This is a genomic window from Pseudomonas sp. HMSC063H08 (genome assembly GCF_001813645.1).
GTDB lineage: Bacteria > Pseudomonadota > Gammaproteobacteria > Pseudomonadales > Pseudomonadaceae > Pseudomonas > Pseudomonas aeruginosa.
This window is the reverse complement of sequence record NZ_KV813561.1, coordinates 33,399-47,688: the sequence shown is the minus strand read 5'-3', so window position 1 is coordinate 47,688 and position 14,290 is coordinate 33,399. Positions and strand designations below refer to the sequence as shown.

Below are 14,290 nucleotides of genomic sequence, written 5' to 3'. Positions count from 1 at the left end.
AGTCTATACGCTTGCGGGGAAAGCGTAAGCGCCGCACGACGAAGCGTCCGGCGCGCGGGAAATCAGGGCTGGACGGTAGCCGCCGGGTTGATCACGCGACCCAGGCCGAGGTTGCGCAACGCCAGGTGCAGCGAGCTGTGGATGACCTGCGGGTTGTCGAAGGTGAGCAACTGGCCGAGCAGGTCCCGGGCCTTGTCCAGGGTGATCTGGCGCAGCAGCCACTTCACCTTGGGCAGGTTGGTGGCGTTCATCGACAGGCTGTCGAAGCCCATCGCCATCAGCAGCACGGCAGCCGCGGGATCGCCGGCCATCTCGCCGCAGATGCTCACCGGCTTGCCTTCCAGGTGGGCATCGTCGACCACCTTCTTCAACGCATGCAGCACGGCCGGATGCAGGTAGTCGTAGAGGTCGGCGACCCGCGGATTGTTGCGGTCGACCGCCAGCAGGTACTGGGTCAGGTCGTTCGAACCGACCGAAAGGAAGTCGACCTGGCGGGCCAACTCGCGGGTCTGGTACACGGCGGCGGGAATCTCGACCATCATGCCGATGGGCGGCATGGCGATGTCCACGCCCTCGTCGCGCACCTCGCCCCAGGCGCGGTGGATCAGGTGCAGGGCCTCTTCCAGCTCGTGGGTGCCGGAGATCATCGGCAGCAGGATGCGCAGGTTGTCCAGTCCTTCGCTGGCCTTGAGCATGGCGCGGGTCTGGACCAGGAAGATCTCCGGGTGGTCGAGGGTGACGCGGATGCCGCGCCAGCCGAGGAACGGGTTGTCTTCCTTGATCGGGAAGTAGGACAGCGCCTTGTCGCCGCCGATATCCAGGGTGCGCATGGTCACCGGCAGCGGGTGGAAGGCACTGAGCTGCTCGCGGTAGATCGCCAGCTGTTCCTTCTCGCTGGGGAAGCGGTCGTTGATCATGAACGGCACTTCGGTGCGGTACAGGCCCACGCCCTCGGCGCCACGCTCCTGGGCGCGGGCGACATCGGCGAGCAGGCCGGTGTTGACCCAGAGCGGCATGCGGTGGCCGTCGAGGGTCTCGCAGGGCAGCTCGCGCAGGGCCGCCAGGCCCTTGCTCAGCTCGCGCTCCTCGGCGACCACGTCGCTGTACTGGCGCACCAGCTCGGCGGAGGGGTTGGTGTAGACCTCGCCGTGGTAGCCATCGACGATCAGGTCGATGCCGTCGACCTTGGAGTACGGCAGGTCGACCGCCCCCATCACCGTGGGGATGCCCATGGCACGGGCGAGGATCGCCACGTGCGAGTTGCCCGAGCCGAGCACCGAGACCAGGCCGACCAGGCGCCCTTCCGGCACCTCGCCGAGCATCGCCGGCGACAGCTCCTCGCTGACGATGATGGTCTGTTCCGGGTAGGTCAGGTTCTGCTTGCGTTCTTCCTGGAGGTAGGCGAGCAGGCGGCGACCGATGTCCTTGACGTCGGAGGCGCGCTCGCGGAGATAGGCGTCGTCCATCAGCTCGAAGCGCTGCACGTGCTCCATCACCACCTGGCGCAGGGCGCCCTGGGCCCACTGGCCGGTACGGATGATGCGCTTGACCTCGTTGCCGATGGAGGCATCGTCGAGCATCATCAGGTAGACGTCGAACAGCGCGCGTTCTTCCTTGCGCAACTGGCTGGCGAGCTTGCTCGACAGCGCGCGCATGTCGGCGCGAACGCCCTCCAGGGCCTGCTTGAACAGGGCGATCTCGGCGTCGATGTCGTCGACCTGCTTGTCCGGCACCACTTCCAGGTCGGCCGGCGGCAACACCACCACCGCCTTGCCCACCCCGACCCCGGGGGCGCCGGGCACGCCGACGAACTTGGCTTCCTGGATGCCCTTGCCGAGCTTGCCCAGGCCGCGGATCGAACCGGTCGCCTCGGCATGCGCGATGACCCCGGCGAGCTGAGCGCTCATGGTGACGAGGAAGGCCTCCTCGCCTTCGTCGAACTGGCGGCGCTCCTTCTGCTGCACCACCAGCACCCCCATCACCCGCCGATGGTGGATGATCGGCGCGCCGAGGAACGACGCGTAGCGCTCCTCGCCGGTCTCGGCGAAATAGCGGTAGCGCGGGTGGGCGGCGGCGTTCTCCAGGTTGAGCGGCTCCTCGCGGGTGCCGACCAGGCCGACCAGGCCTTCGCTGGGGGCCATGCTGACCTTGCCGATGGAACGCTTGTTGAGGCCTTCGGTGGCCATCAGGACGAAACGCTGGGTCTCGGTGTCGAGCAGGTACACCGAGCAGACCTGGGTACCCATGGCTTCCTTGACCCGCTGCACGATGATGCCCAGCGCCGCCTTCAGATCCTTGGCGGAGTTCACTTCCTGGACGATCTTGCGCAGCGTGTTGAGCATGCTCGGGGCCTTGTCTCCGTGTTCAGTCCCGCGCCAGAAGGCGCGGGGCCAGTTCCTTCAGGGCGCGGCGGTAGACCTCGCGCTTGAAGGTCACCACCTGTCCCAGGGGGTACCAGTAACTCACCCAGCGCCAGCCGTCGAACTCGGGCTTGCTGGTGATATCCATGCGCACGCGCGCCTCGTCGGACATCAGCCGCAGCAGGAACCATTTCTGCTTCTGGCCGATGCACAGCGGCTGGCTGTGGGTCCGCACCAGGCGCTGCGGCAAACGGTAGCGCAGCCAGCCGCGGGTGCAGGCCAGGATGCGCACGTCCCCGGCCTCCAGCCCGACTTCTTCGTTCAATTCGCGATACAGCGCCTCTTCCGGCGTTTCGCGATCATTGATGCCTCCCTGCGGGAACTGCCAGGCTTCCTGATTGATACGCCGCGCCCACAGCACCTGCCCCGCCTCGTTGGCGAGAATGATGCCGACATTCGGGCGAAAACCATCGGAATCGATCACGCTGGGACATCCTCGAAATCGCATGTGCCCGCATTGTTCCATAAAGCTTGTGATAGCGGCAACGCGCGGCTTTGCGACTCGTGCGGGGAGGATACAGGGCCGGCAAAAGCCGGTAGGCTAGGGGTTTTCCCAAGGCCCGGTGGGAGCCTTCGCAAAAGGCTCTCGCGGCCCTCCCGCCACCCGCCAACCGATGGAGTCACCCCGTGCGTCTGGCCCTTTTCGATCTCGACAACACCCTGCTCGCCGGCGACAGCGACCATAGCTGGGGCGAATGGCTGTGCCAGCGCGGCCTGGTCGACGCCGCCGAATACCAGGCGCGCAACGACGCCTTCTATGCCGACTACGTGGCCGGCAAGCTCGACGTCCTTGCCTACCAGGCCTTCACCCAGGCGATCCTCGGTCGCACCGAGATGGCCCAGCTGGAAACCTGGCACCGCCAATTCATGCAGGAAGTGATCGAGCCGATCGTGCTGGCCAAGGGCGAGGCGCTGCTCGCCGAGCACCGCGCCGCCGGCGACCGGCTGGTGATCATCACCGCCACCAACCGCTTCGTCACCGGTCCGATCGCCGAACGACTCGGGGTGGAGACCCTGATTGCCACCGAGTGCGAGATGCGCGACGGCCGCTACACCGGGCAGACCTTCGACGTGCCCTGCTTCCAGGGCGGCAAGGTGGTTCGCCTGCAACGCTGGCTCGACGAGAACGGCCTGAACCTGGAAGGCGCCAGCTTCTATAGCGACTCGCTGAACGACCTGCCGCTGCTGGAGAAGGTCAGCCGGCCGGTGGCCGTCGACCCCGATCCGCGCCTGCGCGCCGAGGCGGAAAAACGCGGCTGGCCGATCATTTCCCTGCGTTGACCCACTGACAAGTGCGCCGTCCGACGGGCGGCGCCACGGCGGACCCAGGATGCCCCACACCGCCCCCACTCCCGGCTCGCTGCGGCCGGTCGTGATCGTCGCCCTGGTCACCGCGCTATGCCTGGCCGGCGATTCGATGCTTTATATCGCCCTGCCGATCTACTGGCACGAGGTCGGCCTGGAGGCGCTCTGGCAGGTCGGCGTGCTGCTGTCGATCAACCGCCTGATCCGCCTGCCCTTCAATCCGCTGATCGGCCGCCTGTACAAGCACCTGGCACTGAAGACCGGCCTGCTCCTGGCGGTCGTCATCGGCGTGTTGAGCACCGCCGGCTACGGCCTGGCCAGCGGTTTCCTGGCCTGGGTGCTGCTGCGCGGACTGTGGGGGATCGGCTGGTCGTTCTTCCGCATCGGCGGGCTCTCGGCGGTGGTCTACTGCGCCGCCGACCACCAGCGCGGCCGCGCCATGGGCCTGTACAACGGCCTCTACCGCCTGGGCAGCCTGGTCGGCATGCTGCTCGGCGGGCTGCTGGTGCCGGTCCTCGGCCTGCCGGCGCTGGCGCTGTCCTTCGCGATCCTGGCACTGCTCGGCCTGCCGCTGCTGGCGAAGGGTTTCGACCTGCCGGAGAATCCCGCCGGACATGCGCGGACCTCCGCCGCAACGGCATCCACCAGCGTCGCCAGGCGCCCGCCGCCGCGCGGCCTGGTGATCCTCAGCGGCTTCGCCACCGCGCTCCTGATCCAGGGCGTGCTCGCCGCCACCCTGAGCGCGCTGATCGCCCGCAGCTTCGGCACCGAGGTCAGCCTGCTCGGCCTGGCGCTCAGCGCCGCCGGCCTCTCCGGGATCATCCAGGCCCTGCGCTGGTCCTGGGAGCCCTGGCTGGCCGGGCGCTTCGGCGCCTGGTCGGATGGCCCGCGCGGGCGTCGGCGCTTCTACGTGGCTGCGCTACTGGTCGGCGCAATGGGCTTCGGCCTGCTTTCCAGCAGGCTGCCCATTCTCGCCTGGCTGGCCATCGCCCTGCTGGTGATGCTGGTCGCCACCGCCCTCACCACCCTGACCGACGCCCTCGCCACCGACGTCGCCCGCGCCGGCGACGTGGTCGGCTTCATGACCCGCTACTCCATCGTCCAGGACCTCGGTGCCGCGCTGGGCCCGGCCCTGGCCTTCCTCCTGCTGGAGCGGCCCGGCGGCTTCGCCTGGTTGTACTGGGGCGGCTCCCTGGCGTTCCTGGTCCTGGCGTTGCTCTGGTTGCGCCGAGCGGACTCTCAGACCGGCTTGTTGACCATCAGGTAGAAGATGACCATGAAGGCGATGAAGGCCGGCCAGCCGAGGATGAACCAGGCGTTCATGTAGCGGTACGCCAGCGGTTCGATGGGCCGCGCCTCGCGCAAGGCCGCCTCGGCCATGTCGCGTACGCGGATCTGCAACCACACCACCGGTAGCCAGCAGAGCCCGGCGAACACGTAGAGGCCCAGGCTCCACAGCAACCAGCCCTGGGCCAGCGACCAGCCGGCGACATGCACCATGGCCAGGCCGCTGAGCGGCTGGAACACCGCGGTGGTGGCGATGAACAGCCAGTCGGCGGTGACCAGGTGGCGGAAGGTCACTGCGATCACCGGCAACTGCCCGCTGCGCCAGGCACGCAGGGCGTAGTAGGCCGACCCCAGGCCGGTGCCGAAAAGAATGGTCGAGGAAAGGATATGCAGGGTCTTCAGCAGCAGGTAAAGGTTCATCCACGGGCCTCCCTGGCTCGAGGTTCGTCGCCCAGCAGCCAGAGCGTGGCCACCATCAGCACGATGTTCTTGCCGACCGCCATGTAGGGGTCGTACCAGTAATGCGGCAGGATCAGGCTGATCGCCAGGCTGTAGCCAAGCATCAGCCAGAACTGCGCCAGCAGCGCGCGCCGACGCCAGCGGCGGAGCAGCAGGCCGACGCCGAGCGCGCCGTCGAGCAGGGCCCCGGCGATCACCGCCAGGCTCGCCGGCCAGCCGTGGATGCCGGCCTCGCCGAGGATCCGCAGGCCCCAGCCGTAACCCGGCCCCAGGCAGGCGACCAGGGTACCCAGCCAGATCAGCACCAGGGCCGCCAGCATCAGCGGCCGCATCAGAGCCGCCAGGCTGCGTGCCGCCTGCGGCCAGCCGAGCAGCCGACTGGCCAGCGGCGCGCAACGATAGCCGCAGGCCTCATCGAGGAGTGCCGGGTCGGCCAGGTTGTCGTGGCGCACCAGCTTCAGCATCGATGGACTCAGTGTCCGCCAGCCAGCACGCCGGCCAAGCCCGCCCAACGCATCGAGAAGCGCCGCGGGCGGCACCACATAGCGGCCGCGCGGCCAACCCTGGGCGCGGCGCAGCTCGTCCAGCAGCTCGCCCTGGGTCAGCGCCTGCGGGCCCACCAGCGGAATCACCTGCGCCCGCTCCGGCCAGCAGCGCAGCAAGGCCAGCACCGCGCCGACCAGGTCCTCGACATGCAGCGGTTGCAGGCGCGCGCGATTGTCCAGCAAGGGAATCAGCGGTAGCGGCGACAGGCGTTCCAGCCAGGCGCTGCTGGCGCCGCCCGGCCCCAGCAGCAGGGACGGGCGCAGCACCAGCGCCGGGATGCCCAGTTCCAGCAGGTGGCGGTCGGCCGCCGCCTTGCTGGCGAGGAAGGCCACGTCCGGGTGCGCACCGGCGCCCAGCGCGGAAATCTGCAGGACCTTCGCCCCATGGGCCGCAGCGAGGTCGAAGAGTGCTCGCGCGCCGCTGTCCTGGACGCGAGCCATGCTCGCCTCGTCGAGGCTCATGGTGCCGGCGGCGTTGATCAGCAGGTCGACCCCGGCGGGCCAGGCGAAGCTGTCCGGCCTTTCCGCAAGCCGCTCCAGGTCGAGCGCCAGCCAGCGTACGCCGGCAGGCGCATCGACCGGCGGGCGGCGCGCGGTGAGGAGCAGTTCGTGTCCGGCGGCGAGCAGCGCCGGGAGCAGGTGCCGCCCGACGAAACCTCCCGCGCCTACCAGCAGAATACGCATGCGTTCCTACAGAACCGGCGAAGGCCGGTGAAGTCCATTTCGTTGGCGTTTCAGAGCGGCTTGCTGACCATCAGTACCGCCACCGCGATGAAGCTGGCCGCACCGAGCAGGGCCATGACCAGGCCCACCTTGATCTCGCGCAGGGTCTGCTCGCCCAGCGCGGCCCCCGCCGTCTCGGCGGCGCCGGCCTGGTGCTGGACCCGCGCCAGGCGGCCGGCGAGGACCAGCCAGAAGATGCAGCCGAGCAGATAGAGGCAGGCGCCGAACAGCAGCCAGCTCTGGCCCAACGGCCAGCCGGCCAGGTGCACCAGCCACCAGCCGCTGACCGGCAGGGCCAGCAGGCTGAGCCCCAGCAGCGGCCAGCCGATCAGGCGGACCCGCTTGAAACCGCGCGCGACCCGCGCCGCGTCGCCCGTCCGCCAGCTGCGCCAGGCGTAGAACGCCAGGCCGAGCAGGCCGCCGAAGAGCAGCACGGTGGCGACTCCGTGGAGAATCTTGATCTGGAGAAAATGTTCCATCAGCGCATCCTTGTCCGTGTTCCCGGCCCGTTTGAGGCGCCGGGGGCGGGCTCAGTTCCCGAGGAAGGAGATCACCTGCCCGTGAAGCTTAGCAGCCCGTGTCGGCGAGCCGCCGCGGGTCAGCCGAGGAACAGCTGGTAGGCCGGGTTGGCGGTCTCGTCCCAGTACGGATAGCCGATCGCCTCCAGGGTCTGCGGGATCAGGTGGCGCTCGTCTTCCGGCACCTGCAACCCGGCCACCACCCGGCCGTCGGCCGCGCCATGGTTGCGGTAGTGGAACATCGAGATGTTCCAGCGCCCGCCGAGCTTGGTGAGGAAGTTGAACAGCGCGCCGGGCCGCTCGGGGAATTCGAAGCGGAACACCATCTCGTCGCTGACTTTCACTGCATGGCCGCCAACCATGTGGCGGATGTGCAGCTTGGCCAGTTCGTTGTCGGTCAGGTCGAGGACCGGGAAGCCCTTCTCGCGCAGATAGGCCACCAGCGCCTCGCGCGGGTCGTTCTCCGGGTGGGTCTGCACGCCGACGAAGATGTGCGCCTCGCTGCCGCTGTGGTAGCGATAGTTGAACTCGGTGATCTGGCGCTTGCCGACCGCCTCGCAGAAGGCCTTGAAGCTGCCCGGCCGCTCGGGAATGGTCACCGCGATGATCGCTTCGCGGCGCTCGCCCAGTTCGGCGCGTTCGGCGACATGCCGCAGGCGATCGAAGTTGACGTTGGCGCCGGAGTCGATCGCCACCAGGGTCTGCCCCTCGGCGCGCTCGCGCTCAACGTACTTCTTGATCCCGGCCACCGCCAGCGCGCCGGCCGGCTCGGTGATCGAGCGGGTGTCGTCGTAGATGTCCTTGATCGCCGCACAGATCTCGTCGGTGCTGACGGTGATCACTTCGTCGACGTGGTCCTTGCAGATGTCGAAGGTGTGCTGGCCGATCTGTGCCACCGCCACGCCGTCGGCGAACAGCCCGACCTGGCCCAGCACCACCCGCTCGCCGGCGGCCATGGCCGCCTGCAGGCAGTTCGACTCGTCCGGCTCGACGCCGATCACCTTGATCTCCGGACGCAGGTACTTGACGTAGGCGGCGATGCCGGCGACCAATCCGCCACCGCCCACCGGGACGAAGATCGCATCGAGGCGGCCGGGCTGCTGGCGGAGGATCTCCATGGCCACGGTGCCCTGGCCGGCGATGGTGTCCGGATCGTCGTAGGGATGGACGAAGGTGTAGCCCTTCTCGTCGACCAGCTTCAGCGCGTGGGCCAGCGCCTCGGGGAAGGCGTCGCCGTGCAGCACCGCCTTGGCGCCGTGGGCGCGCACCGCCTGGACCTTGATCTCGGGGGTGGTCTTGGGCATCACGATGACCGCCCTGATCCCCTGCCGCTTGGCCGCCAGGGCCAGGCCCTGGGCGTGGTTGCCGGCCGAGGCGGCGATCACCCCGCGGGCCTTCTCCTCCTCGGTGAGCTGCGCGACCTTGTTGTAGGCGCCGCGGATCTTGAAGGAAAACACCGGCTGCAGGTCCTCGCGCTTGAGCAGGACCTGGTTGCCGAGGCGTTCGGACAACTGGCGGGCGGGTTGCAGGGGCGTTTCCACCGCGACGTCATAGACGCGCGAGGTGAGGATCTTCTTGACGTATTGTTCGAGCATCGGAGGCGGTTCGGCGGACTTCACGGAAGCCCGGAGTCTACTCCAGGCCCGCCGGGCGGACTACCGGCGTGCCGCAGGAAAACACCGCGACTGCCGGTCATCCGGGGCAAGACCGGAGGACGCCAGGCCGCTATAATTCGTCCCTTCGTATCGCAGCGGCACAGGACGTGCCGGAAACCCGCCGGGCCGCCCCGGCCGCGCGCACCCTCCGCCTGCGCCGCCGGGACGGCCGGCCAGGCAACCAGACAGGCACCCGGGATGAACCAGGATCAGCTCAAGCAGGCAGTGGCACAGGCCGCCGTCGACCACATTCTTCCGCACCTCGACAGCAAGAGCATCGTCGGCGTCGGCACAGGCTCCACCGCCAACTTCTTCATCGATGCCCTGGCCCGCCACAAGGCCGAGTTCGACGGCGCAGTGGCCAGTTCGGAGGCCACCGCCAAGCGCCTGAAGGAACATGGCATCCCGGTCTACGAGCTGAACACGGTCAGCGAGCTGGAGTTCTACGTCGACGGCGCCGACGAAAGCAACGAGCGCCTGGAGCTGATCAAGGGCGGCGGTGCCGCGCTGACCCGCGAGAAGATCGTCGCCGCGGTGGCCAAGACCTTCATCTGCATCGCCGATGCCAGCAAGCTGGTACCCATCCTCGGCCAGTTCCCGCTGCCGGTGGAGGTCATCCCGATGGCTCGCAGCCACGTCGCCCGCCAACTGGTGAAGCTCGGCGGCGATCCGGTCTACCGCGAAGGCGTGCTGACCGACAACGGCAATATCATCCTCGACGTGCACAACCTGCGCATCAACAGCCCGGTGGAACTGGAAGAGAAGATCAACGCCATCGTCGGCGTGGTCACCAACGGCCTGTTCGCCGCCCGCCCGGCCGACCTGCTGCTGCTCGGCACCGCCGACGGCGTCAAGACCCTCAAAGCCTGAGCCCGCTCGCCCCAGGCCGATGACCGGTGCGGGGCGACACTGCAACAAAAGCGGCTACGCTGTGTCTCAGCAGACGGCTGGTCCGTTGCGATCCGCCGCACCCCGTGAACAAGGAGCTAGACATGGCAGCCAAATTCCATCTGAAGAAAGCGAAAGACGGCCAGTTCCACTTCAACCTGCATGCCGCCAACGGCGAGATCATTCTCACCAGCGAACTGTACAAGGCCAAGGACTCGGCGCTCGGCGGCATCGAGTCGGTGCGCAAGAACTCCCAGCGCGACGGTGCCTTCGAGGTCAAGCCGGCCAACAACGGCAAGTTCCACTTCGTGCTCAAGGCCACCAATGGCCAGGTCGTCGGCCAGAGCCAGCTCTATGCCAGCCAGGCCAACGCCGAAGCCGGCGTGCAGTCGGTGAAGCGCGCAGCGCCGGAAGCCGGCCTCAGCGACGAAAGCTGATCCAGCCCTGGCCGCCGTCGACGCCGGCGGCGGCTGCGGGCCTCAGGACAGCCATTCGATGGCGAACGGCTTGTGCCGGATGCGCAAGCGCCGCGCCTCCTGGCGCGCCTGCGGCGGCCGACGCTCCAGCGCCTCGACGCAGGCCTGCGGATCGTCCAGCGGCAATTCGCCGAGCACGTCCAGCGGCAACTCCCACCAGCGACTCGCCAGCAGTCGCTCGATCAGCTCCGGCGCGAAGCGATAGCGGAGCACCCGCGCCGGCGAACCCGCCACCACCGCGTAGGGCGGCACGTCGCGATTGACCAGCGATTGCGCGCCGATCACCGCGCCGGTGCCGATCTCCACCCCATCGAGGATCAGCGCGTCGCGCCCGATCCATACATCGTGGCCGATCCGCGCCGGGGTCGCTTCGCGCTCGGGCTGCAACGGCTTGCGCAACAGCTTCGGATTGGCGGTGAAGGCGTGGGTGCTCAGCCAGTGCATTGGATGCGAGCGGCGCGGCTGGCCGATCACCACCCCGGTGGCGATCGAGCAGAAGCGGCCGATGCTGGCCACCTCCAAGAACTCGCAGCCGCTGACCACGTCGGTATAGGCGCCGACCTCCAGTGCTGGCGAGTGGATCTTCGCCTTGCCCAGCTTCACGTTCGGCTCCAGCGTCACCTGCGTGCCGTCGCGCAGCGTCTCGACCCCGCTGGCCATGCGGCAACCGTGACGTGCCAGGGCCTTCTTCAGGCGACGGTTGAGCAGGGCTTCGCGGAAAATGTTCATGCGACGGGTATCCAGGAGATCGGCAGGGCGAGCACTGTAAATCGACCGCTCGCGGTTACCAAGCCCCGAAACGGGAAGTCACGCCCCAGTAGCGGCCATCGCCGGTAACACTACGTCCAGCACGAAGCTTCCTGCCCATCGCCAGGAGCGACGCTTCTTACAACCTGGCGACACCGCAGGTCGCCCAGGCGTCAATTCGTGCTCCAGGGACATGAAACGGTCCGCATCCTGCTTTCCGCGGCGCGAGCATCATTCGATGCACCATCGTACCGACACAGAGGAAAGTGCCGTGTTCAAACCATTAGCTGTCGCTGTAGGCCTGGGATGTGCTGCGCTGTCGTTGGGTGCCAACGCCTACCAATACGGGGAATACGCCGGGGAGACCCTGGAGCGCCTGATCACCGACTACCCGGGCCGCTATCGCGGCACCGCCAGCTTCGCCGGTGCCAGCGAACTGATGCAGTCGCGCCTGGGCTTCGGCTACCAGACCAGTCGCCAGGACTTCACCTGGGCCGGCAACCGCAGTTCGCAGAACGTCATCGCCTCGGCGCCCGGCAGCAGCGGGAAGTTCCTGGTACTCGGCGCGCACTACGACACCTACTACGGTCGCCCGACCCTGCAGGGCCTGGACGATAACGCCTCGGGCGCGGCGGTGCTCACCGAGATCGCCCGCAACCTCGGCGGCATCGCCCTGGAGAACGGCCTCGAGGTGGTCGGTTTCGGCGCCGAGGAGGAAGGCCTGCGCGGTTCGCGTGCCTACGTCGAGTCCCTCGACGCCAGCCAGCGCGCCAACCTGCTGGGAATGATCAACCTCGACAGCCTGGTCACCGGCGACAAGATGTACGCCCATGCCGGCTCCAACAGCGTGTCCAACCCGGCCCTCGGCGCCTACCGCGAACAGATCCTGCGCATCGCCCGCGAGCTGGACATCCCGCTGTTCACCAACCCCGGCCTGAACGCCGAATACCCGGCGGGTACCGGCTGCTGCAGCGACGGCGAAAGCTTCAACGGGATGGACATCCCGGTGTTGTTCATCGAGGCGACCAACTGGGAACTGGGCGACCTGGACGGCTACGAGCAGACCGACAACCCGGCGATTCCCGGCGGCTCAACCTGGCACGACCCGGCCGAGGACAACAAGGAAGTACTGACCAACGCCCTCGGCCAGGAGCGCATCGAGCAACGCATGCGCGACTTTTCCCGCCTGCTGACGCGCCTGGTGCTGGAGCTGACCAACGCCGACCTGCTGGCCTCCACCGCCTCCGGCGGCGCCCTGGCGCGGCAGATGGAAGACCAGTTGCAGCGCCAGCACCAGGCACTGACCCGCCTGCACGACCGCCGCTGGCTGACCCTGCTCGGCAGCAACCGGCCGGTAGGCAGCTTCGACGGCGAGGTGGGCGCGGAGGGCGAGGTCTCGCCGGACAGCGGTTTCGACATGCCTGGCGATCCGGAGTCCAGGCGCGCCGGCGTGCATCTGCTCGGCGACTACCGCTACAGCGAGGCCCTGACCCTCGGCGGCAGCCTGGCCTTCCAGCGCAGCCGCGACAAGCTGGACCATGGCGGGCGCATCGAGGGCGACACCTGGCAGCTCGGCCTGTTCGGCCTGTACAACGACGGCGGTCCGGAATGGCTGGCCGGCGAGCTGAACCTCGGGCATACCCGCTACGACAGCAAGCGTTCGGTCTACCTCCAGGCCGCCGGCGGGCCGGTGCTGCTCGACCAGCGTCTGTCGGGCGACACCTCGGCCTGGCCCTGGGGCGCCCGGCTGGAAGGCGGCTATGACTTCAGCTTCGGCGAACTGCGGAGCGGGCCGCTGGCCGGTCTCGACTACATGCGCTACCGCATCGACGACTTCCGCGAGGACGAGGCCCTGCGTACCGCACTCGGCTACGAGAAGCAGGACTACGACTCGCTGGAGGCGAGTCTCGGCTGGCGCCTGCGCGGCGAGCTGGCGCTGGGCGCGAGAATGCGCCTGCAACCCTACGCCAGCCTGCGCTGGGTCCGCGAGCTGGCGGACGGACGCCTGGAGGACATGGACCTGACCAGCCGCGGCGACGGGCGTGTCCGGGTCGCCGACATGGGCGGCGTGGACAAGGATTTCGGCCGCGCCCAGCTTGGCGCGCAACTGGCGATCACCGAGCAGCTCGGGGTCTTCGCCGAAGCCAACAGCCGCTTCGCCCACAGCGAAGGCAACCAGGCGGGCTATTCGCTCGGGGTGAACTGGCAGTTCTGAGCGGGCCAGGGGACGCTCCTGCCGTCCCCGCATCCGCGTCAGGGCTGCGCCGGCTCGTCCTTGCTGAACACGTAGAACAGGTTCGGCTCGCTGACCAGGTAGAGCACGCCACGGTCGTCCATCGCCACGCCCTCGGCCTGCGGCACGCTGCGCTTCAGGCCGTGCATGCCGCGCAGCAGCGACAGGGTGCTGACCGGCTCGCCGTCGGTGTCCAGCTCGACTACCAGACGCGACTCGTCGGACAACGCCAGCAGGTGCCCGGTGCCCTCGTCGAACTGTAGGCTGGACAGGTCGCGGACGAACAGGCGCTTGTCGCGCCCGGGGTCGTCCACCACGTGCACGGCGAACGGTTTGTCCGCCTGGGTGTGAGGGAAACCGTGGATCTCGTAGATGCGCACCGGGTCGCGCTCCTTGGCGACGAACAGGCGCTTGCCCTCGGCGTCGTAGGCCAGCCCCTCGAAACCCTTGTTGCCGTTGAGGCCGATACCCAGCGAAAGCTGCTGGGCATCGGCAGCGTCGATGAAGCGCGTATCGTCCTCCAGGCGCACCTTGACCAGGCGTTGCTGGCGCTCGTCGGTGATCACGTAGACACCGCGGCTGATGTACTCGATGGCCTCGGCGTCGCCGAAGCCGGTCAGCGGGATGGTCCGCAGTACCTTGCCCTGCAAGGACAGCTCGATGATCTGCGCCGGCTGGTTGGTCACGGTGAACAGGGTGCGCCGGTCGGGATCGAAGGTCAGCGCGGAAACGTCGTCGTTCAACCCCTCGATGGGCTGCGCCTCGATCCGCACGCGGTAGTCCGGCAGCCATATCGAGCGCTCTTTCCAGGCATCGGCGTGACGCCACTCCTGGACAGCGAACCAGGCCCGGTCGAAGACGCGGAAGCTCTGGCCGAGAAGGACCAGCGCGGTCAGCGCGACCAGCAGGACGGCCAGCAGCAGACGGCGAGGCGTAAAAGCTCGGGACATTGAAAACGGCTCGGGAGTTTGGGCGTGGATAGTCATAGCATAGAGCCTGTACGCTGTATGGAAACGGGCTGCGCCCGACCTTTC

13 protein-coding genes are annotated in these 14,290 nt (G+C 68.2%); 5 read left to right on the top strand and 8 right to left on the bottom strand.

Going from position 1 to position 14,290, the window contains the following annotated elements; genetic code table 11:
- Positions 1-62 precede the first annotated feature (62 nt).
- A complete protein-coding gene (gene ptsP / locus HMPREF2924_RS25295; protein WP_003084404.1) occupies positions 63-2,342 on the bottom strand; it encodes a phosphoenolpyruvate--protein phosphotransferase in 2,280 nt (759 codons plus the stop codon).
- Between the two features lie 22 nt (positions 2,343-2,364).
- Positions 2,365-2,844 carry an RNA pyrophosphohydrolase gene (locus HMPREF2924_RS25290; protein WP_003084400.1) on the bottom strand — a complete coding sequence of 160 codons (480 nt, stop codon included), beginning with the start codon at positions 2,842-2,844 and terminating at the stop codon, positions 2,365-2,367.
- 203 nt (positions 2,845-3,047) lie between these two features.
- On the opposite strand from HMPREF2924_RS25290, the gene HMPREF2924_RS25285 reads away from it, so the two are divergent.
- On the top strand, positions 3,048-3,701 hold the full coding sequence (locus HMPREF2924_RS25285) for a histidinol-phosphatase (protein WP_003084397.1): 654 nt from the start codon (positions 3,048-3,050) through the stop codon (positions 3,699-3,701).
- 49 nt (positions 3,702-3,750) lie between these two features.
- A complete protein-coding gene (locus tag HMPREF2924_RS25280; RefSeq protein ID WP_003128895.1) occupies positions 3,751-4,992 on the top strand; it encodes an MFS transporter in 1,242 nt (413 codons plus the stop codon).
- Here the strand turns inward: HMPREF2924_RS25280 and HMPREF2924_RS25275 are convergent.
- The 4 genes from HMPREF2924_RS25275 to ilvA form a co-directional block, all read right to left on the bottom strand.
- The gene (locus HMPREF2924_RS25275; protein ID WP_003084393.1) at positions 4,965-5,432 is read right to left on the bottom strand and encodes a DUF2269 family protein; all 468 of its coding nucleotides are present in this window, start codon (positions 5,430-5,432) and stop codon (positions 4,965-4,967) included. The genes HMPREF2924_RS25280 and HMPREF2924_RS25275 overlap by 28 nt on opposite strands.
- A complete protein-coding gene (locus tag HMPREF2924_RS25270) occupies positions 5,429-6,700 on the bottom strand; it encodes an SDR family oxidoreductase (RefSeq protein ID WP_003084391.1) in 1,272 nt (423 codons plus the stop codon). Before HMPREF2924_RS25270 ends, HMPREF2924_RS25275 begins: the two co-directional genes overlap by 4 nt.
- A gap of 50 nt (positions 6,701-6,750) precedes the next feature.
- Positions 6,751-7,218, bottom strand: a complete 468-nt coding sequence (locus HMPREF2924_RS25265; RefSeq protein WP_003112958.1) for a DUF2269 domain-containing protein — start codon at positions 7,216-7,218, stop codon at positions 6,751-6,753.
- Positions 7,219-7,337: 119 nt separating this feature from the next.
- A complete protein-coding gene (gene ilvA / locus HMPREF2924_RS25260) occupies positions 7,338-8,876 on the bottom strand; it encodes a threonine ammonia-lyase, biosynthetic (protein WP_017001827.1) in 1,539 nt (512 codons plus the stop codon).
- A 234-nt stretch (positions 8,877-9,110) separates the two neighbouring features.
- Here ilvA and rpiA point away from each other — a divergent pair, with 234 nt between their 5' ends.
- Both rpiA and HMPREF2924_RS25250 read left to right on the top strand, forming a co-directional pair.
- On the top strand, positions 9,111-9,782 hold the full coding sequence (gene rpiA, locus HMPREF2924_RS25255; protein ID WP_003128892.1) for a ribose-5-phosphate isomerase RpiA: 672 nt from the start codon (positions 9,111-9,113) through the stop codon (positions 9,780-9,782).
- A gap of 122 nt (positions 9,783-9,904) precedes the next feature.
- Complete coding sequence (locus tag HMPREF2924_RS25250; RefSeq protein WP_003110581.1) at positions 9,905-10,237, top strand: YegP family protein; 333 nt, start codon at positions 9,905-9,907, stop codon at positions 10,235-10,237.
- Between the two features lie 42 nt (positions 10,238-10,279).
- Here HMPREF2924_RS25250 and HMPREF2924_RS36810 read toward each other — a convergent pair whose 3' ends face one another.
- Positions 10,280-11,005 (bottom strand): CatB-related O-acetyltransferase, encoded by a 726-nt coding sequence (locus HMPREF2924_RS36810; protein ID WP_003084381.1) that lies wholly within the window; start codon positions 11,003-11,005, stop codon positions 10,280-10,282.
- A gap of 289 nt (positions 11,006-11,294) precedes the next feature.
- Between HMPREF2924_RS36810 and HMPREF2924_RS25240 the strand changes: the two genes are divergently transcribed.
- Entirely contained in the window at positions 11,295-13,238 is a 1,944-nt protein-coding gene (locus HMPREF2924_RS25240) for an autotransporter outer membrane beta-barrel domain-containing protein (RefSeq protein WP_003128891.1), read from the top strand.
- Positions 13,239-13,276: 38 nt separating this feature from the next.
- On the opposite strand, the gene HMPREF2924_RS25235 is transcribed toward HMPREF2924_RS25240, so the two are convergent.
- On the bottom strand, positions 13,277-14,242 hold the full coding sequence (locus HMPREF2924_RS25235; RefSeq protein WP_004364984.1) for an SdiA-regulated domain-containing protein: 966 nt from the start codon (positions 14,240-14,242) through the stop codon (positions 13,277-13,279).
- Positions 14,243-14,290: the final 48 nt, after the last annotated feature.